Below are 24115 nucleotides of genomic sequence, written 5' to 3' on the forward strand. Positions count from 1 at the left end.
AGATGCTAGAAATTCTAGCTGCTATTTTGTTGATTATCGTTGCTATTATTGTATGCATTGATGTCATACCCGTTGGAAGGGATTGGCTGAGTAGAATACATATTGGAAGATATAAGGATAAACAGGCATGGAATCAATCCATTACGCATATTGGCGTAAGCTGGCTTAAACATACACCGAAAATTAAAGTAACCGATAACGTGAGACTGGTTGCGATTGATATGCTGAAAGGCAACTATTCGAAGAGCGTTATTCAGCACTGGCAGGAAGCATCCTTGCTGCTAGGACTGTCTGAGCGCTTGAAAAACGGAGCAGATAACGAGCTGAAAAGCAGTGTCGAGCAATATTTAAAAACAAAGTTTGATGAAAACGGACAATGGAGGGAGCCGCCAGTCTATATCGATTCAGCCATTCTTGCTTACGGAGTGATGAAGCTTGATGGGATAGACATAACGAAATATAAGCCAGCGCTGGACAGCATATGGGAGCTAATTCAAGCTCATATCGGTGAGGATGGCACGGTCCAATATCGGAAATTTATGAAGGATTATCGTTATGTCGATACGATTGGCTTCATCTGTCCATTCCTCGTTTCCTATGGAATAAAGTATAACAATGAGGCTTGTGTTCAGCTCGCAGTCAAGCAGCTTGAGCAATATGAACGATACGGTATGCTTGATGGCCATTGTATTCCAAGCCATGCCTACCACACGAAAAATGCGTTGCCGTTAGGATTATTTGGCTGGGGGCGGGGACTTGGCTGGCTAGCGATTGGGTTAATCGATGCCTGGCGTGAATTGCCAGATGGGCATGAGGCAAAGGAAAAGCTAGATCTCTTTGTGAAAAAATTCGCTCGGGCGATTCTTGCTTTCCAAAGGCCAGATGGAAATTGGAACTGGACCGTAACTCGAAACGAGACGAGAGCGGATTCTTCCACCACAGCTACATTAGGCTGGTTTCTGCTGCAAGCCTCACAAATTAACGAGCTTGCTGAACCATGCACCGAGGGAGCAGAGCGAGCGATTCATTATTTAATGAAGGTGACCAGAAGAAACGGCGCGGTAGATTTCTCCCAAGGAGATACAAAGGATATAGGCGTGTACTCTATGCTGTTTAACGTACTGCCCTTTACGCAAGGCTTCTGTATTCGTTTAGTAAATGGACATTCTAAAGCAGTGGGAAGGTAGATATGCTGCTTAATATTCTCATTCCATATAGGAAAGTTGGGTAGGACATAGTGAAGAGGATAATATCATTTGCAAAAGCAAGAATACGTAAATGGATATTGGAGGAACTATGGCTTGATGATTATGTGAAGCTCGGAATGAAAATTGGTGGAAATTGCTCAATACAGCCTGGAGTCATCTTTGATTATTCGCATTGTTGGCTGATTAGCATAGGCAATAATGTTACTATAGCGCCACATGTATACATATTGGCACATGATGCAAGCACTAAATTAATAACTGGATATACTAAAATTGGCTGCGTTACGATAGAAGACGATGTTTTTATTGGTGCAAGAGCAGTCATCATGCCGGGAGTAATATTAGGCAAGGGATCAATAATAGCAGCAGGTAGTGTTGTTACTAAATCGGTAACAGAAGGATGTATTGTAGCGGGGAATCCTGCCAAAGTGATTAGTACTGTTGAGGATTATATCGCGAAATCAAGAAAATTATTAGAAGTGATTCCTAAGTACGATGAAAGCTATACCTTAAGAGGGGAAATATCTAAAGTACAGCGTGAAAGCATGTCCCAAGCCTTGCGAGGAACAAATGGATTTATCAGATAGGAGTATCGTATGAGAGTAAAAAGTTCATTATTAAATATTTCTGTCGGCCTAGGCAATCAGCTCGTAATTACGATATTAAGCTTCGTATCAAGGACTGTTTTCATTAATAGTTTAGGAGTCGAATACTTAGGTATTAATGGTCTATTCACAAGCATACTCGCCATGCTTACCTTGGCAGAGGCTGGCATAGGTTCGAGTATTATCTATAATCTATATAAGCCAGTCGCCAATAATGATAGGCCGAAAATATTAGCTCTAATGAGCTTGTACAAAAAAGCCTATCTTATTATAGCTGGCATTGTGCTGCTGCTTGGTTTAGCGGTAATGCCCTTTTTGGATCTATTTATAAAGGAAACAAGTGTTGAAAATATTAGTATTATCTATTTATTGTTTTTGATTAATACAGCAGTGCCTTATTTATTTGTTTACAAGCATTCCTTTTTGAATGTAAATCAGAAAAACTACATCATCACAGCCGTATTTTCTGTATCAGCTATCATTTCTACCGGTATGAAAATTGCTATTTTGTATTTCACAAAAAACTATATCTTATATTTAGCAATAGAGAGTGCTCTTTCCATTATTACCTCCATAATATTAGTGCTTATTGTAAATAAGCTGTATCCGTTCTTGAAGGAGAAGGTGCAGAGCAAGCTGGACCCGGAGACAAAGGCTAATTTCATCAAAAATATGAAGGCAATTATCCTTCAAAATATCGGTAATTATTTTATATTTGGAGTGGACAGTATACTTATTTCTTCCTTTGTAAGTATTGCTGCTGTAGGCTTGTATTCTAATTATAAAATGCTAATCGATATTTGCCGAACCTTGCTTAATCAAATATTTTCAAATATGTATCATAGCCTTGGCAATTTAATCGCTAAGGAGAGTGCGGCAGCCGTATACCGAATTTTTAAGGTTACGTATTTGCTTAATTTTTGGTTATATTCACTATTGTCCATTGGACTTTATTTATTGATTGATCCGCTAATCGAGATTTGGATCGGGCAAGAGTATCAAATGACGAATATCGTGGTGCTTCTGCTCATCCTATCATTTTATGAACGAGGAATGAGAAACTCATTAACCGCAGTGAAATCGACGGCCGGTATTTTTCATGAGGATCGATTTGCTCCGTTGTTTCAAGCTGTAGTTAATCTCGCGTTATCTCTAGTTCTTGTTCAATATATAGGTATAGCTGGAATATTTATAGGTACATTAGTGAGCGCTCTGCTCGTCCCTTTCTGGTATACCCCATTGCTTGTATACCGTAAGGTATTCAATCAACCAGTAAGACATTATTATTATCACTACGCTCTTTATACTACCTTAGGAATTGCTGCTGGTGGAATCGTGGGTTATGTTATTCATTTTCTGCCGTCTTCTACTATTGCGTGGCTGTTCCTTAAAGGGATAATCTGTCTCTTTATCGTGAATGTTTTTTATATTATCGTGTTTCATCGGACCGAACAATTCAAATATTTGTATAATATTGTTCAAGCACTATTAAGCAAGCTGATGATGAAGAGCACAAGTCTTTGGAATCAGATTAAGCGGCGTAATAGACTAGGCACAGAGTCCAATAAGTAACCTTTTACTGACAAGCTGCATACGTTGATAGTAAAAGGAAGGTGAAGAAAATGAATGAACAAACCTCTTACCGCATTGAATTAGATCGTTTTAATATTAGTAACATAGGCTTGAATGCAGTTGAGGCCACGAAAGGGATCAATAATGCCATTAGTTGGGCCAAGTCTGCGGGTTATCTCCATGTCATTCTACCAAAAGGCAGCTATTCTGTTAGTCTTGATCCAAGCTCTCTCGTCGCGATTCAAATGCAGAGCGGCATCCATTTTGAGCTTGAGGATGGCTGTACGATTAAGTTAGTAGGCACTTCCTCACCAAGTTATTCTATCATTGAAATGAGAGGGCTTACTAACTCGAAAATATCAGGCGGCAGGCTGGTAGGTGATAAGCAGGAGCATATTTACGAGATAGCTGTTAAATTTGTTAGAGGCGGAGTGAATGCTGACGGAACTCTGAACAATGATCCTAACTGGATTCGCAGTGAGGTTGTTGATCGTTATGCAAACCCGGGACTGCTAGCTTATTTTAGACTATGGAGTATACCTGGGGTGAATGCTGCCGGCTATCATTTCTATCAATATAAAGATACGATTTCCAAACAAACATTAACTGGTTCGCGTACGGATGGCCTTTTTGCACCTGCGAGCTCAACGGGAAGAGGCTGGTTTCTTAATGAAGAGAAGGACTTCAGTAAAAACAACAAAATGATTTTTACGATCCCACTTGCTGCTCCACTAACAGATAGTCAAATTGCTAGTATTCAAGCGAAGGTGGATAACTCATTTTATACACATGAGAGCGGTTATGGAATCGGATCATTTGGCTCCAATCATATTGAAATCTTCAACATTGAAATTTCAGATTGTATCGGAGATGGGATTATTACTGGATACGAAAATTATCTGATTGATCCTGCGGCCTATACCCAGGAGCAAATGGGGCAGCATATCCTTATTCACGATTGCCATATTCATCATTGCAGAAGACAAGGCATTTCCATTTGTGCATCCAATGATACTCATGTCTACCGCAATAAGATTCATCATATCGGCTATGCGGAGGATGGAGTGACCACAAATTTTCGAAACGGCACCCCTCCTATGTTTGGCATTGATATTGAATCTATGTACATGGAAACCAATATTCCATACAAGACAGCGGACCGCCCGAATGGAATAGAGCTTAACTATCGCATTTATATTAAAGATAATCATATTTATAGCAATGCTAGAGGACATTTGGTCAATGCCGACGGGTCTAACGTTTCTATCGATGGCAATACCTTCGAAGGGACAAATGTCGGAGGTGTGAGCTCATATGCAAACTTTCCGAATGTGAAGTTTACGAACAATACGTTTAAAGGATGCGAGCTGTGGGTGCAAGGCGATAATTTTGTAAACGGTGCTGTTATTCAAAATGGAAATTTGAGACTTCTTGATGTGAGAGGGGCCGTTGTTCAAAATATTCAAATCAAAGATGGCCTATTTTATGGCTCAAGCATTTATGGATATTTCGGTACGCCTGTAGTGAATACGTCCACGAGTACCTTTACGTTTAAAACCGCGCACGGCATGGGCAACGGAGCAAAAGTATCATTTGAGCAGTGGATAGGGAAGGTGCCAACCGGCATAAGTGTTGATAAGCTGTATTACACCATAAATGTTACATCGGTAAGCTTCCAGGTTTCTGAAACTCTTGGAGGGGCGCCGGTAGCCATTAAGGATGCAGGAGTAGCGGGATTTAATATCGGAAGATATAATTATGGTAGATGCTATATTTACAACGTATCGGTAGAGAGAGATTGGCGCCCAGATAATGCTTCAACACCAAACTTTAATATTATAGCAGCAGGTGCCGTTATAAAAAATGTAACCGTCAAAAACTACGATGCAGCTGTAGTCGTACCTCAGAATTATGCTGGTAGACCGAATTTAGTAGAGGGAATGACCGTCATTGAAGGTTCTGTGCGTTTTGAGGGCAGCCATGTTAGTGACAGTGAGTTTATTCGTGCGAAAACGCCGCTCCTTGGAAACAGTGATATACAGCTAGGCTCTAACAATGCTGAGTATACGAGGCAGGTTACTATGCGAAATAGTTTGCTTCAAAGTATAGGGCTGATGATGGAAGGCAACTCGCTTGTTACGGGCTCTACCTTTGTGAATGCTTCAATTGGGAAAGCAGACAATGACAATAAAGCGATAATTGCGCAATCCTATATGGACAATACAAAATTGAATTTCCACTGGCTTCGGAAAAACAATTCCGTAACCGTTGCAAAATCTGTATTTAAGGGCGCAGCAATTACGGGTACTGCACCGTTTGTCCGATTAATTGATAATACAGACTTAGGAAATACCTGATATTGGGAATTAATCCCTGGAGTTTTTCTGCTGCAGGGATTTTATTTGAATAGATTGTGTACATAAGGAATAATTTGTTCTATATCATAATTACGGAAGAGGGGTTAGTGAAATGGCAATTTTAATTACAGGCGGCGCCGGTTATATTGGCAGTCATACATGCATTGAGCTTCTTGAAGCTGGGTATGAGGTAGTGGTCGTGGACAATTTGAGCAATAGCAGCCATATCTCATTAAATAGAGTTGCGGAAATTACGAACAAAAACTTTACCTTTTACAAAATGGATCTTATGGACCGTGGTGGACTGGAGCTCGTGTTCTCTAGACATTCAATTGATGCCGTTATTCATTTTGCTGGCCTTAAGGCGGTTGGCGAATCGGTTCAATTGCCGCTGTCCTATTATTATACCAATATAACGAGCACCTTAATTTTGTGCGAGGTCATGAATAAATATAATGTACATAAGCTTGTATTCAGCTCTTCAGCGACGGTTTACGGGCGTCCCGAGCTATCCCCGATAGCGGAAGATTCTCCGCTTGGCGCGACGAATCCCTATGGAAGAACAAAGCTCATGCTTGAGCAAATTTTACAGGATTTAGCCGCATCGAGCGAGCAATGGGGAATTTCTATTTTGCGTTATTTCAATCCGATCGGCGCACATAAAAGCGGAAAAATTGGCGAGAATCCTAACGGAATTCCCAACAACCTGATGCCTTATATTTCGCAGGTTGCGGTTGGCAAGCTGGAGAAGGTGAACGTATTTGGCAGCGACTATGAAACAGTTGATGGAACGGGTGTAAGAGATTATATTCATGTCGTGGATCTTGCAAAGGGCCATCTGAGAGCGTTGGAGAAGGTTATGGGCAAGTCAGGCGTAGATATTTATAATCTTGGCACAGGACAGGGCTATAGCGTATTAGAGATGATAGCAGGCTTCGAGAGAGTAGCAGGGAGAAGTATTCCTTATCAAATCGCTGCTCGCAGACCCGGTGACATTGCCGTTTGTTTTGCGGATACTCAGAAGGCGAATGCTGAGCTGAATTGGACCGCGGAACGTGGAATTGAGGAAATGTGCGAGGATTCCTGGAGATGGCAATCATCCAATCCAAACGGCTACGAGGAAAACTCGTCTTCCGTACGTGAAATTGCAGCAGCCTCTTGGGAGTGAAAATGCACTGCAAAACTACGATGAAATTTTCTAGGCTAAACCTACTAGTCATGTCAATCGCATTTACAAAAATGAAAGATTATTCGACAAAAAATATAATTATTTCCTATTTTTATGAGACATGAAGTGACAGCATGCGCAATTGGACTCATATATAATACAGATATAAGCGAATGACAAGCATAGGGAGACGTTGAAATGCGTTTATTATCTGGGCACCTTAAACGCGTGGAGTCAGTGGTGCAACCGTCCCAAAATGAATGGGGGACAAGTGGAAATGGTACTTGTTAAATCGGAAGATAACCAAGACTTGGATATGGAGTGGGTTGCATTGATCCAAAATGCACGTTCTTTGGGGTTTAGCAAAGATGATGTGCGAAAGGTTCTACTATGCCTTACTGAGAGCAAAACCAATGATATCCAAGAAACAGCCGTTTAAAAAGTAAAAAAAGCGCTATTCGCGCTTTATTTTCCATTTGTTGAATTCTAGAAACTCTTTAAACTGATCCTTGCTTACGCCGGAGGCCATGGCTTCTTTAACTAAGTCAGCCCATTCATTGTCCAATTGATCAGGATTGCGATCAGTTTTATCGTCATTATTGAGAAAATCCTCAACTGTTACGTTTAAGACGATGCCTACCTTTTCGAGAAATTGAATCGAAGGGTTCTGCTGTAGCCCTCGCTCAATGGAGCTTAGATATGACTTTGCAACACCTGCCCGTTGGGATAACTCCGTTAGGGATAGGCCTTTTCTCTTGCGCAGCATCTGAATGCGTTCTCCGACCATAACATACTCCTCCGTTATCGCTTCGTTGTAGACTTTCTCTATTATAACGAAAATTTCTTAATTACGAAAGCTTGTGAGCTATAACGAACTAAGATTTTTAATTTAGACAGAAGGATCTGCTTATTCGTTGTAATAAGTGGATCTTTTTTTGCTGGAAATGAATTTTATTTTTATGGTGTAAAGCAAATGGCCAGCAGATTATAATCATAGGTTAAAAAACGCTGGAGTGTTTTTAATAAAGAACAAAAAACCTGTAATTTTTGGAATAATTCACTAAAATGTGATTGACAAAGGTGGTTTTCAAGTGTAATATTCAAATATGTTCTTTATAAAGAACTATCATCAATTTGAATGAACGACTACAGTTAATCACTATATAGAATGAAAGTAAGCTTTAACCGGAGGGAACCATGAGCGCCATTGCAGGAGTAATCCAAACCGACAAGGAAGATCAAGCATGGATATGTGGCGGCAAAATAATGGAAGCTTTATCCCATTATCCTTGCGATGCGGCTCAAGCTTGGCAAGAGGATCATATTTTTCTAGGCTGCCATAATCAGTGGATTACACCAGAGTCGATAGGTGAGCGAAACCCTTGTTATGATCCGCTTAGAGAATTAGTCATAACGGCGGATGCTATTATTGATAACCGGTTGGAGCTGTTTAACCGGCTTCAAGTAGGGCCAGCACATAGGGAGACGATATCTGATACCGAGCTTATCTTGCTCGCCTATGATAAGTGGGGGAATGAAGCGCCGCGGCATTTGGTGGGTGATTTTGCTTTCATGATCTGGGATCGTAAAAAAAACAAGCTGTTCGGTGCTAGAGATTTCTCTGGCGGACGAACGCTGTATTACCATCGCCATACTGGACGCTTTGCTTTCTGCACAACCATTGAACCATTGCTAAAACTGTCTGGAACGGATCGTTTGCTGAATGAGCAATGGCTTGCAGAGTATCTGGCGATATCCGGTATGGTTGATACCGTAGATGCTTCAAAAACCGTGTATCTGAATATTGAGCAGCTCCCGCCCTCCCATAGCATTACGATAATAGGCGAGCGAATGGTGCTCGAACGATATGACCAGCTTCAGGCGGTTCAGCCTATACGCTTCAAATCGGATGACCAATATGTCGAAGCCTTCCAAGAGGTGTTCCAGCAAGCGGTATCCTCAAGGCTGCGTACGAACCGCGAGGTGGGCGCACAGCTTAGCGGAGGTTTGGACTCAGGCTCAATTGTAGGTTTCGCTGCTCGGACACTGCTCCCTCAAAATAAGAAGCTCCATACGTTCAGCTACGTTCCTACTGATGATTTTATTGATTATACACCGAAATTTATGGTCACAAACGAACGTCCTTTTATTGAAGCTACTGTCAAGCATGTTGGAGGCATCGAGGATCACTATCTTGCTTTTGAAGGAAGAGATTCCTACTCCGAGATCGACGGTTTTCTAGATATTATGGAAATGCCATATAAGTTTTTTGAGAACTCCTTTTGGATGAAAGGGATGTTTGAGAAAGCTCAGGAGCAGGGAGTAGGCGTGCTGCTCAATGGAGGGAGAGGGAATCTTTCCATCTCCTGGGGTTCCGCGGTTCCGTATTACGCTAAGCTGCTGAAAAAAATGAGTTGGTTCAAGCTGCTTCGTGAAATGCGGTTGTATAGCTTGAATACAGGCACAGGCCGTGCGCATGTTTTCTCAAATGTGAGCCGAAAGGCATTTCCGATTTTAGAACAACTGCGACCTAGTGAGAATGAATATCACTACCCAGTAATTATCAATGCTGATTTTGCCAAAAGGACAGATGTGTTCCATCGGCTGAGAGAATGTGGCTTCAACGAATCGGGCTGGTTTGCCGACAACGATATTTATAAAGGAAGAAAGAGTCACTTTGAAGAGTTGTTCCATTGGAATGCTAGCAATACGCTGTCAACGAAGCTGTCACTAAGGTACGGGCTATGGAAGCGGGATCCGACTAACGATATCCGAGTGATCCAATATTGTCTTTCTCTTCCAGAGGGACAGTATGTTCAGAAGGGGATGGATCGTGCTCTGATTAGGCGTGCTACCGATAAGCTGCTGCCCGATCAGATCAGACTGAATCAGCGGACAAGAGGAGTACAAGGAGCCGATTGGGTTCACCGTATGCTGCCGAGGTGGAAGGACTTCATGGAGGAACTTCGGCAAATGAGCAAAGACCCTACATTTATGCAGTATATGGATGGCAAGGTTGTTGATTCCGCGCTTTCTCGACTCGAAGAAGGTGCTAAGCCGAGGCATGCGATTGATCCTAATTACAGATTGCTGATGAGAAGCGTTATTTTGTACCGCTTTCTCAAAAAAATGACTTGAAGGGAGGTGACAACTATGGAAGCAAAAAAACAATGGAACAAACCTGAGCTGGAAATCCTTCATGTACATATGACTGCGGCTTCGACTACAGGCGGTCCGTTTACGGATGAGGCTTATGTGCCAGGTGAATATTCTGAGAACCCGCGTTTTACTAGCTAATCATTATATCAATCGTATGGCAAAGAAAGCCCTTATACATGAAGTGTATAGGGGCTTTCCAGCTATTATTAAGCAAGAGATGGAGTGAGAACATTGTTGGTCACGCAAACCAAAATGATATACGGAGCATTTGGGCTGACTTTTGAGAGCGAGCTGCCATTGCCTGAGCTTCCCCATAGGATCGCATTCAGCGGACATGCTGATGTTGAAATCATCGTTGACCGTTATTTAAAGGATACGATAAGCATTGAGCCATATGACTTTGATGTAGCTGGCGCTGCTGTTACTGTCCTTATGCCCGATGCAGCGGTATTTCGTATTGAGGCTGGTAAAAGGATTATCGTTTCCCCTATCGAGGGAGCTGATGAGGATTTAATCCGTCTGTATGTATTGGGCACCTGCGTAGGAGCGCTGCTGCTGCAGCGCAGCATCTATCCGTTGCATGGAAGCGCGATTGCGATCAATGGCAAAGCCTATGCGTTTGCAGGTCACTCAGGTGCTGGTAAATCAACGCTAGCAGCTGCATTTTTAAGCAAGGGCTACTCACTATTAAGTGATGACGTTATTGCGCTCACTCAGCCCGCAGCAGATAAGCCAATGGTAGTTTGGCCTGCATATCCGCAGCAAAAGCTCTGGCAGCAAAGTCTCGACGCCTTTGGGTTAGAAAATTCGGAGCTGCGCAGCATTTATGGCAGGGAAGAAAAATTTTGCCTGCCGGTTGAAGAAAGCTTTTGCTCTAGCCCTCTGCCGCTGGGAGGTGTGTTCGAGCTAGCGAAAACGGATTCTTTGCAAGTAGGTGCTAAACTCATCTCTAAGCTTGAGCGGTTTGACATGTTGTTCAAACACACCTATAGGCAATTTTTGATTCAAAAGCTAGGTTTGACGCGCTGGCATTTCAACTGCTCTGCCAAGCTTGCAGCGGAGCTGCCCATTTATCAGATCAGCAGGCCCATATCCGGGTTTACGGCACCGCAGCTAGTCGATCTTATTTTAAATATTATAAGTACGGAGGAATAGAACATGACAAAGAGTGGGACCACTACGATTCAAGCTTTATTGATGGAGCGGCTAGTTGTGCAAGACCCCGGCAATATTGTAAGCGACATGGGCGAGGAAAAGGTCATTTTGAGCATTGAAAACGGGAAATATTATAATTTGGGCGTAATGGGCAGCCAGATCTGGGATTTGCTCAAGGAGCCAATTGCCATTCGGGATGTAGTAGAAGCTCTGCTGGTAGATTATGAAGTAACCAGAGAGGTTTGTGAGGAGCAGGTGCTGTCATTTTTGACCCACTTGGTAGAAGAACGTCTTATTCATTTGAAAGAATAGTTCTGCGGAGAGCCTATGGAAAAGATGATGAGATTAAAAGCATTGTTTTCACTGGATGCGATGACGCTATTTCTATTAGTAGAAGCTGCGTTATTTTTGGGATGGGCTAGAATTTGCATAGCTTATCAGCCCTTCTCGAAGATTGCTCCCTCGCTGGGACAATATATGAGAGAAACGAATAAGGAGCCAGTTGCGGATCATAGGCAATCGCTAGTCCAGATTCGTTCTGCCATTCATATCGTAAGCAAGCATACGCCATGGGATAGCAAATGTTTGGCTCGAGCCATTGCTGGAATGAGGATGCTGGAGCGACGAAACATAAGCAGCACGCTTTATCTAGGAACATGCAAGGACGAGTGCGGTAAGCTGATCGCACACGCATGGCTGCGAAGCGGTTCACAATACATTACTGGCGCTGAAGAAATGGACCGGTTTACGGTTACAGGTATGTTTGCTAAAGGAATACATTACTAAATAAAGAAGGTAATGAATCGATGAATCAGCTTATGTTTTTCTCCAAGAAGCTCCATGAATACGGCGGTAAGGCGCTATACTTTAATTTAATTGGAATGATGCTCATAGGTTTGCTGGACGGCATAGGGATTCTGATGATAGCCCCTTTGCTTAGCATAATTGGAATTGTTGAAATTCCACTAGCATCCATACCTGGTATTCATTATTTAGCAGCGCTTCAGCAACTGCCGAAAGCAAATGCGTTGTTTATTATTTTAGCGATCTATATCACGTTGGTTGCTGTACAAGGTTTAGTAGGAAGAACTTTAAGTTTGCGAGAAATGAAAATGCATACCGGCTATGTCAATCACATTCGATTAGAAGTGTATCGGTCGCTTCTGCAAGCCAACTGGGGCTTCTTTATTACGCGAAGAAAAAGTGACCTAATCAATGCTTTGACAGGCGAGCTCGCCCGCGTTACGAATGGCACATTCCTCTTTTTGCAGCTTATCGCATCCGCTGCGTTCACCGTTATCCAAATTGGTTTAGCATTTTTTATTTCGCCTCTAATGACCTTATTTGTTTTATGCTGCGGAATCGCCGTAGCGCTGCTCTCAAGAAAATACATTAAGCAATCCAGAGTCATTGGGAAAGCTACGACAGAGCTCGCCCAAAACTATTTGGCAGGCATTTCTGATCATTTTAACGGGATGAAGGATATTAAGAGCAATTTGCTAGAAGCATCGCGCTACCGCTGGCTGCTTGATTGGTCCGGGAAGATCGCGCATGAACGATATGAAAATTCAAGAGTGCGGAGCAATTCGCAGCTCTTTTATAAATTGTTTTCGGCTATCATGATCGCAGCCTTCGTATTCGCCTCGGTCATGCTCTTCCAAAGTCAAGGAGGATATTTGCTGCTCATTATGGTCATTTTCGCACGCCTATGGCCGCGCTTTACAACGATACAATCGAATATGGAGCAGCTCGCTTCTTCCTTGCCTGCTTTTAAGGTGTTAATGGATCTTCAAGAGGAATGTATCGCAGCTAAGGAATTGAAGGCTGGAGATGAGCTGGGCGGCGAACATGTTATCCCTCACGAAATCGAGCATCAGCTTGAATGTCAGCAGGTTTATTTTCGATATGACAAGGAGCAACCTGATTTTACGCTGGAAGCGATTAATTTGAAAATTCCTGCTAACGGAATGACTGCGATCGTTGGTCAATCTGGGGCTGGTAAAAGTACCTTGATCGATTTGATGATGGGGCTGATGAAGCCGGAGCTTGGTCATATTCTCATTGATGGTAAAGTAGTTACGGACAGTGAGCTGTTCTCTCTAAGAAGAGCAGTCAGCTACGTTCCACAAGAGCCTTTTCTATTTCATGGAACGATTAAGGAAAACCTATTAATCATCGATCCAAGTGCAAGTGAGGAGATAATGTGGGAAGCGATGGAGTTTTCCTCAGCAGCTGAATTTGTTCGAAAGCTTCCGGAGGGCCTAGATACGGTCATTGGTGACCGCGGCATTCGTTTATCAGGTGGAGAGCGTCAGCGACTGGTGCTCGCAAGAGCTATTTTGAGGAGACCGCATATTTTGATTCTCGATGAAGCTACGAGTTCTCTGGACAGCTTAAATGAAAAGAAAATTCAAGAGGCGCTTGAGCGGCTGAAGGGATTTATGACAGTAATCGTCGTTGCACATCGCTTGTCTACGATTCGTAATGCAGATCAGGTTATTGTTTTGGAGCAGGGTAAGGTGGTGCAGTCAGGTAGTTTTATCATGCTGTCGGAGGACAAAAAAGGACTGTTTAGCCATCTGCTTGGCAATCAGCTGCAGGTAGCTTTGTAGAGAAAAGTTCATTATACTAATATAAGTTGAACTAAAATAATGATCTACTCGCGTAGCGCCAATCAGTGATTATTTGAATAGGAGGACGTATTTGGCTATTATTCTAACAGCAGCAGGATCGGTGCTTCTCCTCTATCTTTTCTTTATTTTCCCTACACAATGGCTCAAGATTGAGAAGGTCAGCCATCCGATCGGCTTAAACAAACGGGTACTGCAAATTAGTGATCTGCACGTAGATCGCTTGCGTGTGAGCGCTACACGAATTCGTCAAGAGATTGAAAAGGCGAAGCCGGATTATATATTTCTGACAGGCGATTATACGTACAAAGAACGTTTTATTCCGCGTGTTGCCTATTATCTCAAAGTTATTGCCGGTTGCGGGGTTCCTGTGTATGCGGTGCTTGGCAATCATGATTATGAGCTGCCTCGTTTACAGAGACTCCTTGACGTATTTAAAGCTTATGGCATTCCCGTCCTTCGAAATGAAAATAGAAGAGTAGGAGATTTCGAGCTCGTTGGCATCGATAACGACAGTACGAATCATAGTCGAATTCGGCCATCGTTCAAGGGAATTGATAACAAATTGCCGATCGTTGTAATCACTCATGACCCGAATGTACTGTTGTCCATCAAGCAGCCTTATCATTATTTAATGGCCGGCCATCTGCATGGAAAGCAGTTGAATGTGCCGTTCTTTTTTGTATTTAAACCGAAAGGACCATTAACGGTCAAAGGCATCTATAAAGGGTTGCACAAGGATCAGAATGGTACCTTCTATATTTCGAAGGGCATTGGCCAAGCAGGGGTAAATGCAAGGTTCATGGTGAGAAGCGAAATAACGATTCATGATCTGTGAGCTAAAGCAGGAAAAAAAAGAGCCCTTGGCTGTGCACGCAAATTGCGGCACATCAAGGGCTCAACTTATTTAGGGCTCGTCATGCACTTCCGGGAAAGGATGACTGTACTCATCTTCTCCCGGATAGTCACGTGGCAAATCAACATGAAGCGCTCGATTTTCATAGCTAAAGCGGTTGGAGGAACGCTGGTCTATACGCCAAGGCGCACTCTTCCCGAGTGACTCCAGCATCAGGTCGGAGCCATAGGGGCCCTCGGGGAACTCCTCCGGAATAAGATCGTTGCGCTGTGATTCTACTGTTGAAACATCTGTATACGGCTGGCGATTCTCCTGAATAAACCGATCCATAAGCAGACTCCTCCTGAAATGGTATTTGACTACCACTTCATTGTTCCCAGATTAATCGGTAAAATGCACCGTTCCAACAACAAAATATAAAAATTGGGCGAGCTCGGCAGCTTCTTCTTCTGTTATTTTAAAGGCATATTCAAGGTATCCTTCTTCTTCGAGGTCATCTGGCCCGATAATTGCTGTTTTGCCAAACTGCAGATCGGTGACCAGCTTCTTGCCGTAAAATCGGCTTGTAGAAGTAATAGCAAGGTCAAAGCGCTTTAAGCTAGGTCCGATAAAGGTGACGAATCTTGTAGATGTATCTTCCGTTAAATCGGACATGAAATCAAATTCAGGCAGCATGTTTTGTTATCCTCCACTTTATTAGTACATTTATTATACAACAATAAAATGCTTGTCATAAAGAAATCATTATGATAGCATGAAAGCAATCGAATCATTGAACTTGAGAGGAAGCACCTCCTTTGCCGTAGGCAGAGGGGGTGCTTTTTTTTGTTATCCCTCACATCTGCCTTCAGCTTGGACTGCTGCTCTGCTGTTCATGTTCACGATTACATCTAATTATTGGAGGATTGAGGCTAACATGCAAATCGTATTTTTGAACACATTCGAAAAGCCCGGGGAAGAGCATCAGTTCGTGAGCGCGCAGCTGTCTATTAGTGAAAACCAGGGGGTATGGTCAGTGATATGGGTAGAGGATGAGGAGAATAATGCAGACCCTCAGTCCTGGTTTGAAGGCACTTCATGGGAGGAAATGATGATCGTCTTCCGTCATGGCGTCGCGAGAGTGATGGGGGAAGGTTATGTTCCCATCATTGATGGCATGCTCGACGATCGTCGGGGCTCTATTAGCAGCTTTGTATCCATGCTGCAATGCTATGGAGAGCTGCATGCGAATGAGGAGCTCTTTCAGAAGCTGAGGGAATGGCGCCGCTCCAGAGCCATATTAGAAAAACGTTCAGCGTATTTAATTGCGACCAATCGTATTCTATGGATGATCAGCGCATTTGTTCCGAAGACAGAGGATGAGCTGACGCAAATTCCAGGATGGGGCAGCACTAAGCATGCTTCCTATGGACAGGAGATGCTGGCAATAACATCCGAGGCTGAAAGAACGAGTGCTTTTCCACTGCAATGGGTAGAGGAGAAGCTGGATGCCGAGGCGTATACGCAATGGCTATATAAACAAAAGGAAGTAAAATTCAAAGCGCAAATGGATCGTCATGCGGCGAAAAAACATATATTGCTGACCGTGCAGCAAGGAGGCACGCTTGAGCAGCTTGGAGTAGAGCTTGAGCTCTCTAGACGAGAGCTGATGGATCGGATTGAGCAGCTTGAGCAGGAGGGCTATGATTTTGAACCGTTAATTGTGAGAGAGCTTATAGAAGTGCCGGAGGATGAGCAGCAGCTCGTATGGGAAGCTCTTACTACGGTCGGCGACAAATATTTAAAGCCAGTGCTTCAGCAGGTATACGGTACATTGGAGCCAGCTCAGCTAAATAAGCCAGTCGATGTGCTGTATGAGCGTCTGCGATTAATAAGACTGCGCTTTCGTAGAAATATTACGGGAAAAGCGGTTTAGCTGCTAACTAAACCGCATGGCAAGCGATCAGCTAAGGAGCCTCCGTGATGCCGGGCTGGTCAGGCCATATCGTATCTGCGAAACGAATGCACACAGCTGGGTCGTAATCCAGACCAGTCTCATAAGAGCGATTGCCAATCAAGGAAATGGCGGCGTCTCTTAGCTGACGAACGTGAGTGCGATCCTCTTTGGTAAATTGGGGTGTATGATGTGCCCTTAACCAAGTCAGGATGGCACTCACTACTTCAAGTGCGTCATTCGTAGCTTGCTCCCATAACGTCCACACGCTTTCATTATGATAGGTGCTGCCATCTACTGGATCAAGCCAAGGCTGCTCTGCAAGATTTAATATATCGCCATCAAGCGCTTCTTTTTTGTATACAAACGGTTCTATTCGTCCAAAGGTTAGTTTCCTTCGTATGCTGGTTGGATCATGGAACAAACGCTGTGCTGCTTTGAAATCACGATTTGCTTGGTTCCAGTCCTCACGACGAATAAGCGGCGACAGCTCCTTATAATAGGTAGAGACAATAGATTCAAAGGCATCGATAATTGGAGGAGGAAAGCTGCCCTTCGTATCAATGTATAACCAAACAGGAGTCTTCCATGTTTCAATGTTCCACAGCTCTTTAGCCATTAACGTATCCATCATAATTTCGAATCGCTGATGATCCCATTTGCGGAAGCCGGATTTACTAAATACATAAGGATGCAAATTTCGATCAAGAACATGATGGAGAACGAATCCTAGTGTGTACAAAACTGCGGAATCAGGACGTGTAGCGCTTATAGGTCTACCGCTAATATGATCAAGCAATTCTACGAGCACTGGTCCACAGCTTTTATTATGCATGTATGAGCCCAATCGATTTAAGGCGGCGCTGCGCTGCCAAGGTAGGAAACGATGATAAAATAAAAAATCAGGTCCCTGACAGCCCATGTTAAACATATTTTTATGCTCGTCCGACAGAAGTAGTTCGCTTTCATTAAGCTTTTCAAGTACAAGCTGTCCAAATATCAAATGAGCCCAGACATTAGGCATCGCAAAATCAGCTCCATTCCATATCTATGCAAAAAAATATAATTTTCCTGCAAATAATTAGTTCTTACGATCTATAGAATTTATTTATAGTATACTTGTCCTATATAATTAAGTATAATAAAATTAAATAAGACAAAGCACGAATTTTGTCGAAAAGGAGCGTAACCTCATTATGAAGGCTGAGTACATTAACCCGTTTTTGGAATCCGCCAAAATTGTGATTGAGCAGGTAGTTCAAATACGTCCTGAGACTGGAGTACTAGGTCTCAAGGATATCAAGTTTGTGGAAAACTATATTTGGATTCAAATCGGTCTCAAAGGACAGATGCAGGGTGACATTGTATTTGGATTAAGTGAAGAGGTAGCTATGAAAATGGTTTCCGCCATGATGGGCGGATACGTGATTTCTGAAATCGACGAAATCGTGAAGAGCGCTATTTCTGAGCTTGGCAACATGATTAGCGGGAATGCCAGCACAATGCTGTTTAACCAAGGTGTGAGAGTAGACATTACGCCTCCGAAGGTTATCCAGTCTGCTCAGTCAGCAGGCTTCACAGCACAGAAGGCGTTGACGATTCCGCTTATTATGGAAGGCATCGGAGAACTTGATATTCAAGTTTTAATCGCATCTTAGCACAGAAATAGCTCCTTAGGGAGCTTTTTTTGCGTCTATAGTTCCAATCAAGTAAACTTGTAAATGGGTGATGTGGGATGTTGAAGGATAAAGTCATTTTAATATCAGGAGCATCAAGCGGGCTTGGAGCTTTATTGGCAAAAGAATTGGCGGAACGCGGTGCAATTCCGGTGCTGACAGGACGCAATTTGGAGAAGCTGAAGGGGATATCAGCTTCAATTAAAGGGAAATACTGCTACTATCAAATGGATGTGACGGATTACGAGCAGGTATTAGAAACAGTGGATGCCGTCATCGCGAAATATGGTAAAATAGATGTATTGCTGAACAATGCCGGCTACGGCCAATTCGAAAATTTTACAAGCATGCCTGTGGAGAGTTTTGAGGAAATGATGGATACGAACTATATGGGAGTTGTCCGCTGTACGAAGGCGGTTATCCCTCATATGGTGAAGGCAGGAAACGGGCATATTGTTAATATTGCATCGCTCGCTGGGAAGATAGGGACTGCGAAATCAACCAGCTATACGGCTACGAAGCATGCGGTGCTCGGCTTCACTAACTCACTGCGAATGGAGCTTCGCGCACAAGGCATTCAAGTGTCGGCGGTGAATCCAGGTCCGATCGATACGCCTTTTTTTTCACTGGCTGATCCTTCCGGCTCTTACGTTAAAAATGTCAGTTGGTTTATGATGAAGCCAGAGTATGTTGTGAAAGGCATTATTCGTTTGATTGAACGGCGGAAGTCAGAGCTCGACCTGCCAAGAACAGCAGCTTTTGGAATCAAGCTCTATCAATTGCTGCCACGCACGATTGATCGATTATTTGGCGGTATGTTGAATCGAAAATAAAGGGTTGAATGAGAGAGGATTACAGAATGAGCAAGTACACTTGGACTGAGATAGGTATTAATGAGCTGCTGGCGAACAAGCTGGCAGCAAACGGAATAGTAGAACCGACAGATGTGCAGGCGGAGACGATTCCTATTTTACTCGGAGGCAGCGATGTATCCGCTAGATCCCAGACCGGCACAGGAAAAACGTTAGCTTACTTGCTGCCGCTGCTTCAGAAGCTGAATTCGTATTCGAATGCGATTCAAGGGGTTATACTGGCTCCGACACAGGAGCTTGCTATGCAAATTGTACGTGTGGCAGAGATTTATGCTGAGCCGCTAGACATTCGCGTGCAGCAATTGATCGGGGGAGCAGCGCTTAAACGTCAAGTGGAGAAGCTGAAGCTGCGCCCGCAGCTTGTTATCGGAACGCCTGGGCGCATACATGAGCTGCTCAGACTGCGTAAGCTCAAGCTAAACGATGTTAACAATGTTGTAATCGATGAAGCGGATCAGGTGTTTCAACTAGGCTCGACGAAAGAGGTAGAAATTATTTTGCACGGCATGGGAAGAGATCGGCAAATGGCCTTTTTCTCTGCGACTTACCCGGATCAGATGGCTCGCTTCGAGGGGCGCTGGATGAAAAATCCAGAACGTATTCAAATTACGCCAGAGCACCGCGTTTCTGAAACGGTCGAGAACTACTTTGTTGTCAGCGATAAACGGGATAAAACGGATACGGCTCGCAGACTTATTCGCTTGCTTAATCCGTCCTCCGCGCTGCTCTTCCTGAATGATACGGATAACATTGCTAACTGGGAGTCGAAGCTTAGCTATGAGGGCTTCACGGTTGAAGCTTTGTACGGCGATGCGGATAAGCAGAAGAGAGCGGCAACATTGACACGTTTCCGCGATGGACGCTGCCAGCTCCTGCTCGCTACGGATGTTGCTGCGCGCGGCCTCGATATTGAAGGGTTGCCGCTTGTCATTCAGCTCGATCCAGCGGCTGACGCGGATCATTATGTCCATCGTGCAGGTCGTACCGGACGGATGGGGAAAGCGGGTACTGTTATTTCGCTCGTAATGCCGCAGGAGCTGTTTATCATGGAGAAATTCCGAAAACAGCTGGGTATCGCTTTGACCGAGCGGACGATGTTTAGAGGCAAGCTGCTTTCCGAGGAGGAGCTGAGGGACGCGACGCGTCCTTTTGCGGCAAGACATGAGGCAAAGCTGGCAGAGCGTTCGGAAGCCTCACAAGCTAAGCGCCTCGTTGAGCGCAAGGAAACTCCGCAAGCCACGCCGGCATCGGCATCGGACAAGCAGGAGACGCCAAGAGCAGCTGTCTCTTCAGTATCGAAGCCTAGTGCAAAGCCTGTTGTAAAGTCAGCAGTAAAGCCTGCCGCGAAGCCTGCGCCTAAGAAAGTGGAGCGCAAGCGCGAAGGTAAAAACAAGGGCGCGCCAAAATGGTTGAAGGCCAAACGCGAAGCCGAAAAAGAACAATAAAATATTTTTTTTGATAGCCACCCTCTTATATCGAGCTTCCTAACCCGAATCATATGGGCGTAGGAATAAAATGCGGCAACGCCCGCAATCGAAAAAGGAGAGTGGCTTTCTTGATAAAACAAACGATGTGGAAAAAGACAGCAATATCCTCGCTTGCGCTGTTAATGCTTGCAGGTGGAGCGACGTCAGCTTTTGCAAATGGAAAAGGTAATGGCAAAGGCCAAGGTGGCGGACGTGACGATGACAAGGGTCGCCAAGAGGACAAGCATAATAAAAATGATGATCAGTATAAAGTAACGTGGAAATTTAAGGACGAGGCCGAGCTCAAATGGGCAATGGAGTATATCATGCGCTTGTCATCAAAAGGTGTATTCACGGGCTATGAGGATGGAACATTCAAGCCGTATCAAAATATTAGCCGTATTGAAACGTTAACGGCTGCGGTAAGATTGATGGGTCTTCGCACACAAGCGGAATCGGCTGAGGAAATGAAAACAGAGCTGCAATTCAAGGATGCTGACAAAATTGCTAAGAAGTATCCCTGGGCTGTAGGCTATGTAGCTGTTGCTCTTGAGAACGATTTGTTTGCCGAAACAGAGTCAGAAGTGAAACCGGAGGCTAATGCAACTCGCTTGTGGTCTACGATCCTTCTCATTAAAGCGCTTAAATTGGAAGATGAAGCTAAGGCTTTAAATAATACGAAGCTGGACTTTAAAGATGCGAAGGAAATTCCAGCTGGCTCGGTTGGTTATGTTGCCCTTGCTTTGCAGAAGGGAATCATTACAGGATACAATGATAAACAGGGTAAGACTTTCCGTCCGAATCAGCCGGTTACAAGAGCAGAGCTTGCCGCGCTTCTTGACCGTACCGATAGCGAGATGCCCGATCAGGATGCAAAGGCAATTACGGGCAAGTTGAAAGCAGCAGCTGCATCTGGCAAGCTAACGGTGGTAAAAGCGGACAACACGGAAGTGAATTTGGAGCTGGATCCGAACGTATTCATCTTCCGTGAGGATAAGAAGGCGGCAGTAAGTGCGCTTCGAGCGGGTGATGAAGTACTGATTCGTACTTATCAGAACAAAGTTGTATTCATCGAGGTAACGAAGGCAGCGGCAGTTAATACGTCTTTTTCAGAGCAAGGTATTATTAATACACTTACGTTCAATGCGCAAGCAAAGCTCGCAACCATTTCAATCACCCGTCTGGATAACGGACAAACCCTTGTCTTTATTTATAACGTAGATACAAATGTATCCGTCGTCGGAGATGCATCATTGTTAAAGGTTGGGCAAACGGTTAAGCTTAAAGGCGATAACAGTATTGTGAAATCTATTGAACTAAAATAAATGATTTAAATTGGAGGCGTCACCCTTTGCGGTGATGTCTTTTTTTGATATTAGGCGGAATATTAGGTATGCTTGTTAGTAGATCAAACTAATTTGTGATGCTGAAGGTGATGGGATGGAGCCTATTTTACAAGTGAACGGTTTAACTGGTGGTTATAGTCCGAGAAGACCCGTCTTGCATGATATTGCTTTCGAGGTGAAGGCTGGGGAAATGGTAGGCCTTATTGGACTAAACGGTGCGGGCAAAAGTACGACCATTAAGCATATACTTGGCTTAATGAAGCCGCAAATTGGAGAAGTAAAGGTAAGCGGAGTTACGCTCGAAGAAAATACCGAACGGTACCGCAGCGCTTTTGCCTATGTCCCAGAGACGCCGGTACTTTTCGATGAGCTGACGGTGGAGGAGCATTTGCGCCTGACCGGTATGGCCTACAGCGTGCAGGATAATTCCTATGAAGCTAAGGAAGAAGAGCTGCTGAAGCAATTTCAGATGGTTCCAAAGCGCAAAGCCTTTGCTTCTCATTTGTCTAAGGGGATGAAGCAAAAGGTCATGATTATGAACGCGCTGCTGGCAGAGCCGCCGCTGTATATTATCGATGAGCCATTTCTAGGACTTGATCCGCTTGGCATACGCTCCTTGCTTGAACGCTTAGTCGAGGTGAAGCGCAAGGGAGCAGCCATTTTAATGAGCTCGCATATTTTGTCAACCGTTGAAGCCTATTGCGATCGGTTTATCGTCATGCATCATGGCAAGGTTGTTGCATTAGGTACGCTCGATGAGGTTAGGCAAGCAGCCGGAATGGATGCGCGAGGCGGTACATTGGAGGATGCCTTCTATAAGCTGGTTACTGGGGGCAATACATAATGAGCCATAATCGTAATTTGGAGACGATATGGCAGCAGCGTGCCAAGGCGTTCCGTAAGGAGACGATGCCATATTTTCGTTATATGGGACAAAGCGGTTTTCCTGCATTTATGTCCTTAATTTTAATCTCTGCGACTATTGGATATTTTAAGCTGATTCATCATTTGCCTGTAGGCTTTCCTATTGCGACAGTTGGTGTTATTGCATTAATGCTAGTGCTATGCTGGAGTCCGCTTCGTACGTGGCTCTCCGCAGGCGATACCGTGTTTATGATGCCGCGTGAAGCAGGGATGACCGGCTATTTGCGTCTTTCTTTTCGCTATAACTCGTTAGCTTGCGTGGTACTGGCGGCATGTGTTCTGCTTCTCTACTTGCCAATTTATAATCAAGGGGCAGCACTTAGCGGAGGCTGGGCGCTTGCTGCTGCTGCTGCAGCTCTAAAGGCAGCAAATAGCTGGGGGGCATGGAAGGAAAGACAAATGACTTGGCCAGGCATGAGGCGGCTTATGCGGCTGCTGCGCTGGATAATGACAGCAGGTGCGCTAGCGGCATGGCTAACTTCTCCGCTTTGGCAGGCGGCGGGCTTTACTTTGTTAATTGCCGTGCTCGCCGCTTTGCTGTACAGGCTTCCAAGCATGCACAAGCTGCCTTGGGAGAGGCTGATTGAAGAGGAAGCGAAGACGCGCAAGCGCTATTATGCTTTTTTTGGATTATTTATTGATGTGCCAACGCTGCAATCTACTACTGCAAGAAGATCTTATTTAGCTTGGATACTGAGGCTGGTGCCCTATTCGAGCCGCAACACGTTTATTTATCTTTACACAGCCTCGCTGCTAAGGACGGAAATGGGCGGGATTATCCTCAGACTGCTCTTTCTCGGGTGCTTAATCACCTATTGGTTTGCTGAAGCCGTATCACTGTCCGGCTATGGCTGTGTCATCGTTTTTGCAATATTTATGGGGCTGATATCCGTTCAGCTGGGCAGCCTACGGCATGTTCACCGCTATTCGGTATGGAAGCATGTATATCCGCTCCCCGAGTCGCAGCGCATGAAACAATATTTAAAGGTGGACCGGGCAGCGATGCTCATTTGTGCTTTATTGCTTTGGTTATTCATCCTGCTGCCGCTAGCGATCTCAGGTGTATACGTACCAACGCTTGCTGCAGCAGCGCTTTCGATAATATACATCGCTATTCGGCCAGCACGTCTGCGCAAGAAGCTTATGAAGGAACAAGATGAAGAATAAAAAATAACCCCTCAGCAGGAG

General features: G+C 44.2%; 23 protein-coding genes and 1 riboswitch. Of the genes, 19 read left to right on the forward strand and 4 right to left on the reverse strand.

Going from position 1 to position 24115, the window contains the following annotated elements:
- The first annotated feature begins 2 nt into the window (after window positions 1-2).
- The 5 genes from MHI37_RS08345 to galE all read left to right on the forward strand — a co-directional run bounded on the left by MHI37_RS08345 (window position 3) and on the right by galE (window position 6910).
- Entirely contained in the window at window positions 3-1187 is a 1185-nt protein-coding gene (locus MHI37_RS08345; protein ID WP_076336183.1) for a glycoside hydrolase family 88 protein, read from the forward strand.
- A 50-nt stretch (window positions 1188-1237) separates the two neighbouring features.
- The gene (locus tag MHI37_RS08350) at window positions 1238-1795 is read left to right on the forward strand and encodes an acyltransferase (protein WP_144023636.1); all 558 of its coding nucleotides are present in this window, start codon (window positions 1238-1240) and stop codon (window positions 1793-1795) included.
- Window positions 1796-1804: 9 nt separating this feature from the next.
- A complete protein-coding gene (locus MHI37_RS08355; protein ID WP_076336182.1) occupies window positions 1805-3385 on the forward strand; it encodes an oligosaccharide flippase family protein in 1581 nt (526 codons plus the stop codon).
- 50 nt (window positions 3386-3435) lie between these two features.
- A complete protein-coding gene (locus MHI37_RS08360) occupies window positions 3436-5742 on the forward strand; it encodes a right-handed parallel beta-helix repeat-containing protein (RefSeq protein WP_076336181.1) in 2307 nt (768 codons plus the stop codon).
- 112 nt (window positions 5743-5854) lie between these two features.
- Window positions 5855-6910, forward strand: coding sequence for a UDP-glucose 4-epimerase GalE (gene galE / locus MHI37_RS08365; RefSeq protein WP_076336180.1), 1056 nt, complete (start codon window positions 5855-5857; stop codon window positions 6908-6910).
- Window positions 6911-7087: 177 nt separating this feature from the next.
- A riboswitch (cyclic di-GMP riboswitch) is annotated at window positions 7088-7169 on the forward strand.
- 195 nt (window positions 7170-7364) lie between these two features.
- On the opposite strand, the gene MHI37_RS08370 is transcribed toward galE, so the two are convergent.
- On the reverse strand, window positions 7365-7697 hold the full coding sequence (locus MHI37_RS08370; protein WP_076336179.1) for a helix-turn-helix domain-containing protein: 333 nt from the start codon (window positions 7695-7697) through the stop codon (window positions 7365-7367).
- 410 nt (window positions 7698-8107) lie between these two features.
- Between MHI37_RS08370 and MHI37_RS08375 the strand changes: the two genes are divergently transcribed.
- From MHI37_RS08375 to MHI37_RS08405, 7 genes are all read left to right on the forward strand, one after another.
- On the forward strand, window positions 8108-10048 hold the full coding sequence (locus MHI37_RS08375; RefSeq protein ID WP_076336178.1) for an asparagine synthase-related protein: 1941 nt from the start codon (window positions 8108-8110) through the stop codon (window positions 10046-10048).
- A gap of 15 nt (window positions 10049-10063) precedes the next feature.
- Window positions 10064-10207 (forward strand): paeninodin family lasso peptide, encoded by a 144-nt coding sequence (locus MHI37_RS08380; protein WP_144023634.1) that lies wholly within the window; start codon window positions 10064-10066, stop codon window positions 10205-10207.
- Window positions 10208-10300: 93 nt separating this feature from the next.
- The gene (locus tag MHI37_RS08385) at window positions 10301-11224 is read left to right on the forward strand and encodes a hypothetical protein (protein WP_076336177.1); all 924 of its coding nucleotides are present in this window, start codon (window positions 10301-10303) and stop codon (window positions 11222-11224) included.
- Window positions 11225-11227: 3 nt separating this feature from the next.
- On the forward strand, window positions 11228-11536 hold the full coding sequence (locus MHI37_RS08390) for a lasso peptide biosynthesis PqqD family chaperone (RefSeq protein ID WP_076336176.1): 309 nt from the start codon (window positions 11228-11230) through the stop codon (window positions 11534-11536).
- A gap of 15 nt (window positions 11537-11551) precedes the next feature.
- On the forward strand, window positions 11552-12010 hold the full coding sequence (locus MHI37_RS08395) for a lasso peptide biosynthesis B2 protein (protein ID WP_076336175.1): 459 nt from the start codon (window positions 11552-11554) through the stop codon (window positions 12008-12010).
- A gap of 20 nt (window positions 12011-12030) precedes the next feature.
- The gene (locus MHI37_RS08400; protein WP_076336174.1) at window positions 12031-13836 is read left to right on the forward strand and encodes an ABC transporter ATP-binding protein; all 1806 of its coding nucleotides are present in this window, start codon (window positions 12031-12033) and stop codon (window positions 13834-13836) included.
- Window positions 13837-13927: 91 nt separating this feature from the next.
- Window positions 13928-14692, forward strand: a complete 765-nt coding sequence (locus tag MHI37_RS08405; RefSeq protein ID WP_076336173.1) for a metallophosphoesterase — start codon at window positions 13928-13930, stop codon at window positions 14690-14692.
- A 69-nt stretch (window positions 14693-14761) separates the two neighbouring features.
- Here the strand turns inward: MHI37_RS08405 and MHI37_RS08410 are convergent, their stop codons facing one another.
- Both MHI37_RS08410 and MHI37_RS08415 read right to left on the reverse strand, forming a co-directional pair.
- Window positions 14762-15040 (reverse strand): hypothetical protein, encoded by a 279-nt coding sequence (locus MHI37_RS08410; protein WP_076336172.1) that lies wholly within the window; start codon window positions 15038-15040, stop codon window positions 14762-14764.
- A gap of 51 nt (window positions 15041-15091) precedes the next feature.
- The gene (locus MHI37_RS08415; protein WP_179090175.1) at window positions 15092-15385 is read right to left on the reverse strand and encodes a DUF3055 domain-containing protein; all 294 of its coding nucleotides are present in this window, start codon (window positions 15383-15385) and stop codon (window positions 15092-15094) included.
- A 241-nt stretch (window positions 15386-15626) separates the two neighbouring features.
- On the opposite strand from MHI37_RS08415, the gene MHI37_RS08420 reads away from it, so the two are divergent.
- Complete coding sequence (locus MHI37_RS08420) at window positions 15627-16625, forward strand: HRDC domain-containing protein (RefSeq protein WP_076336256.1); 999 nt, start codon at window positions 15627-15629, stop codon at window positions 16623-16625.
- Between the two features lie 31 nt (window positions 16626-16656).
- On the opposite strand, the gene MHI37_RS08425 is transcribed toward MHI37_RS08420, so the two are convergent.
- Window positions 16657-17667 carry a zinc dependent phospholipase C family protein gene (locus MHI37_RS08425; RefSeq protein ID WP_076336171.1) on the reverse strand — a complete coding sequence of 337 codons (1011 nt, stop codon included), beginning with the start codon at window positions 17665-17667 and terminating at the stop codon, window positions 16657-16659.
- A 172-nt stretch (window positions 17668-17839) separates the two neighbouring features.
- On the opposite strand from MHI37_RS08425, the gene MHI37_RS08430 reads away from it, so the two are divergent.
- The 6 genes from MHI37_RS08430 (at window position 17840) to MHI37_RS08455 (ending at window position 24094) form a co-directional block, all read left to right on the forward strand.
- On the forward strand, window positions 17840-18301 hold the full coding sequence (locus MHI37_RS08430; RefSeq protein WP_076336170.1) for a chemotaxis protein CheX: 462 nt from the start codon (window positions 17840-17842) through the stop codon (window positions 18299-18301).
- Between the two features lie 77 nt (window positions 18302-18378).
- On the forward strand, window positions 18379-19152 hold the full coding sequence (locus tag MHI37_RS08435; RefSeq protein ID WP_076336169.1) for an SDR family oxidoreductase: 774 nt from the start codon (window positions 18379-18381) through the stop codon (window positions 19150-19152).
- A gap of 26 nt (window positions 19153-19178) precedes the next feature.
- On the forward strand, window positions 19179-20636 hold the full coding sequence (locus tag MHI37_RS08440; protein ID WP_076336168.1) for a DEAD/DEAH box helicase: 1458 nt from the start codon (window positions 19179-19181) through the stop codon (window positions 20634-20636).
- A gap of 110 nt (window positions 20637-20746) precedes the next feature.
- On the forward strand, window positions 20747-21982 hold the full coding sequence (locus MHI37_RS08445; protein WP_256710366.1) for an S-layer homology domain-containing protein: 1236 nt from the start codon (window positions 20747-20749) through the stop codon (window positions 21980-21982).
- A gap of 115 nt (window positions 21983-22097) precedes the next feature.
- Entirely contained in the window at window positions 22098-22847 is a 750-nt protein-coding gene (locus tag MHI37_RS08450) for an ABC transporter ATP-binding protein (RefSeq protein ID WP_076336167.1), read from the forward strand.
- On the forward strand, window positions 22847-24094 hold the full coding sequence (locus MHI37_RS08455) for an ABC transporter permease (RefSeq protein ID WP_076336166.1): 1248 nt from the start codon (window positions 22847-22849) through the stop codon (window positions 24092-24094). Before MHI37_RS08450 ends, MHI37_RS08455 begins: the two co-directional genes overlap by 1 nt.
- The last annotated feature ends 21 nt before the right edge of the window (window positions 24095-24115 follow it).

Origin of the sequence: Paenibacillus sp. FSL H8-0548 (assembly GCF_038630985.1) — a bacterium.
In the GTDB taxonomy this organism is placed as follows: Bacteria; Bacillota; Bacilli; order Paenibacillales; family Paenibacillaceae; genus Pristimantibacillus.